Raw genomic sequence first — 2,760 nt, 5'->3', positions numbered from 1 at the left:
CCCGAGGCAACCGGGTATTCGGCGCTGCGTGTCTCGTAGATTTCCATGAACAGAGCTGCCGCCTGTTCAGCGTCAAACGCAGCCACGTCGCGGCCGTCCTCGCGGTCCTGGCCATAGTCAGGAATCCAGCAACGGAACTTAGTCATGGCTATTCTTTAAGCGCCGCAGCAGCAGTCGCATCAGTCGTTTGTGGACGCGCACCAGGCGCTCGTCGCTACTCCAATGAAAGCCGCCGTAGAGACAGCGCCCCATGTCGTCGTATTCGGGTTGGTCGCTGGGGTAAGCGCGTGTCAACATGGCATCGGCTTCTGCCCGTGCTGCACCGCGTGCGGTCAGATAGCGTCGGCCTTTCGTCGGGGCCGTGTAGACCTGCTGCACGTCAACCAGGATTGCCGGCATGGCTGGCTCCTTGGGTGGCGTAGAGCGGCTGCCATTGCACGTCGAGGCGCTCTTCCTTGGGCCACAGCGTGAACAGCCATCGCGCCCCGCTGTCCTGGTCGAACCAGGCCCGCCACGCCACCGGCTGCGCATCCTCTCCGGCCTGTGGCGTGCCGAAGACGCGGCGGCGATACCGTGCCACCAAAAGCGCATCTTCCCGGCTGGCCGGCCCGCGCGTGGCGCCATCCTCGATCATGCGTTGCAGGGCTTCCCATGCAGCGTCGGGGACCAGCGGCATGTCGGCCTGCGGCGCGGCACCGTAGCGCGACAGCAGGGCGCGGGCAGCCCATCGGAACATGCCACGATAAGATGGCTCCAAATCATTACGGAGGGATCCTTCCCGCCATAGCGCATCCAGTTCCTTATCGCTCGGCTGGTCCTGCGGCGTGGTCTGTGCGACAGGGATGCCAAGCACATCGCGCACCGCTGCCAGCGCCTCTATCGGCGACAGCAGCCGCTCCGAATATCCGCGGCATTCCCCGAAGCACTGCCATGCCAGGGCTTGCGCAAGATCGCGCAGGACGGCGCGCTCGTCGGGTTTCAATGCAGACTGATTCGCGTGCGGCGACTCATCCCCAGCGCTGGGCACCCAGCAGTCAGGGCACGGCACGCCGCCCTCATCGGGGGCGTGGTAGCTCGGGCCGCCGATCATGCCATTACCGCGGCAGGTGGGGCAGTCCGGCACCGGGATGGCGCTCAAAGCGGCTTGCTTCTGTTCTTCGCTCATCTCAGGCTCCCTGCTGCTTGCCGACCAGCGCCCAGCCCGCATTCTTGCCGCTGCCGAGGAAACGGATCTTTCCGGCCTTGCGCAGGGCTTGGAGACGGCGATCGAGGATGCGCTCCGCCCAAACGTACTTCCACTCGGGGAGGCCGGAATTCTTGTTTTCTTCGTCAACAATCCTCCTGCACTCGTCCTTCACCCTTCCGCTGTAGAGATCGTTGAAGATCATTGACCGGCAGCTGAGATTGCCCATGATCAGGGCATCAAGCTTCTCGTATTTGGTTTTCATAGTTGGCATCACTCTCCGTTGTTTGGTCTTTCTAGACCTCTTCAATCAACCAGCCGCCGCCTTCTCTCTTCGACTTCGGAAATGCCACCCGAAAGACGAATGGGTACTGCTCAGCGGCCACTTTCATCTTCACCTTGGCATCGTCCTGATAGATCGCCTTCGAGCCTTTGCAGTCATGCATCTCGAGTTGACCATCAGCGACCATCACCGCGAAATCCACCGTCAGGAACGTGTTGTCCGCGAGCCGAAGCTTCAGCCCCTCGAAGCGGTACCAGAGCACTGTGCCGGCGTTCCTGAGCGATTCCAGGTGCTGAGCGTAGGCTTGCTCGGTCTTGTTCATGGCACCGGTCTTGAGCCGGCCCAGTGCCCGCATGCGGCTCTGTCCCACGCGCGCCGGATGTGGGACATGAAGCGAACCCATTTCTGCGCTCATGCCACCACTCCGATTTCCATGCCAAGCGCCCGCTTTGCCATGTCGATGACCGTCACGGTGAAACGCTCGCCGGCGTTCTCGCGTGCAAGGATTCGCCTCGCCCAATCGCGACCGTCATTGCGATGCTCGAGCATCGTTTCAGGCCATTTCATCGTCGTCATCATTGCTGCGCTCCCTTCCGGTATTGCGCAATTCGGTCAGCAATAGCCTGCTTGGCAGCGATGACTGCATCGCGTTCTGCCTTGACTGCCGCATCCCGCGCGACAACGCGATCCATGCGCGACAGGTTCATCTTCGCGATCTCGTCCTTCACGCGCTGCAACCCCTCGGGGTTGCCCGTGACGTTGGTCGGCATCGGAGGCGGCAAGAGCGCGGCGACATGGGACGCTGGCAGAAGACCCTGACACTTCGCCTCGGCCAGCGCAGCATCGCGCTTGTGCGGGTCGCTGCCGATGGACGGCCACCACTTCACGGGGTCGGTTGCCGCGGCGGTGATGCGCTGGTACGCCTCCTTGAACGCCATCCGCGCCCCAATCTCGTCGCCGATATCCATGACCGGCTTGCAGATGCCCCACGCCTGCGCGATCTCGTCATTCAGGATGACCGTCTCGGTTTCGTCGCACGCCTTGACCGCGAGCGTCCACGCTTCTTCCGCGCCGAGTCGCCGTGCCTTGTTGCCGGCGTTCAGGATTTCGAGGATCTGCCCGATGGACGGCGGGAACTTCGTATCGGCGACCACGTGCCGCGAAAATGCCAGGCGCACAGTCACAATCTCGAATTCCGCGAGCAATCCCCACCACATGCGCAGCGTCTCCTGCATGGGCGTCTCGCGGCCGTAGTTGTTGAACGTCGTGCGCACAACCTGTGCGAATTCGGCCC

Annotated in this window: 6 protein-coding genes; all 6 read right to left on the bottom strand. The window is 62.8% G+C overall.

All coding sequences use genetic code 11. The annotated features are described in order from the left end of the window. Positions 1-138: 138 nt before the first annotated feature. Complete coding sequence (locus KF708C_RS35330) at positions 139-399, bottom strand: hypothetical protein (RefSeq protein WP_082080244.1); 261 nt, start codon at positions 397-399, stop codon at positions 139-141. Continuing rightward, a complete protein-coding gene (locus tag KF708C_RS33840; protein ID WP_059416213.1) occupies positions 380-1,165 on the bottom strand; it encodes a hypothetical protein in 786 nt (261 codons plus the stop codon). Before KF708C_RS33840 ends, KF708C_RS35330 begins: the two co-directional genes overlap by 20 nt. 1 nt (position 1,166) lies before the next feature. After that, positions 1,167-1,448: a hypothetical protein gene (locus tag KF708C_RS33835; RefSeq protein ID WP_059416216.1), complete on the bottom strand. Its 282-nt coding sequence runs from the start codon at positions 1,446-1,448 to the stop codon at positions 1,167-1,169. Positions 1,449-1,479: 31 nt separating this feature from the next. After that, the gene (locus tag KF708C_RS33830; RefSeq protein WP_231586665.1) at positions 1,480-1,881 is read right to left on the bottom strand and encodes a DUF1064 domain-containing protein; all 402 of its coding nucleotides are present in this window, start codon (positions 1,879-1,881) and stop codon (positions 1,480-1,482) included. Next, entirely contained in the window at positions 1,878-2,045 is a 168-nt protein-coding gene (locus KF708C_RS36280; protein WP_156174067.1) for a hypothetical protein, read from the bottom strand. Before KF708C_RS36280 ends, KF708C_RS33830 begins: the two co-directional genes overlap by 4 nt. Further along, on the bottom strand, positions 2,042-2,760 hold a 719-nt coding region (locus KF708C_RS33825), incomplete at its 5' end, for a replicative helicase loader/inhibitor (protein ID WP_059416208.1). The genes KF708C_RS36280 and KF708C_RS33825, both read right to left, overlap by 4 nt.

Source organism: Cupriavidus basilensis (assembly GCF_000876015.1).
Taxonomy (GTDB): domain Bacteria; phylum Pseudomonadota; class Gammaproteobacteria; order Burkholderiales; family Burkholderiaceae; genus Cupriavidus; species Cupriavidus basilensis_B.
The sequence above is the reverse complement of the archived record's forward strand: the minus strand, read 5'-3'. Positions and strand labels throughout refer to the sequence as shown.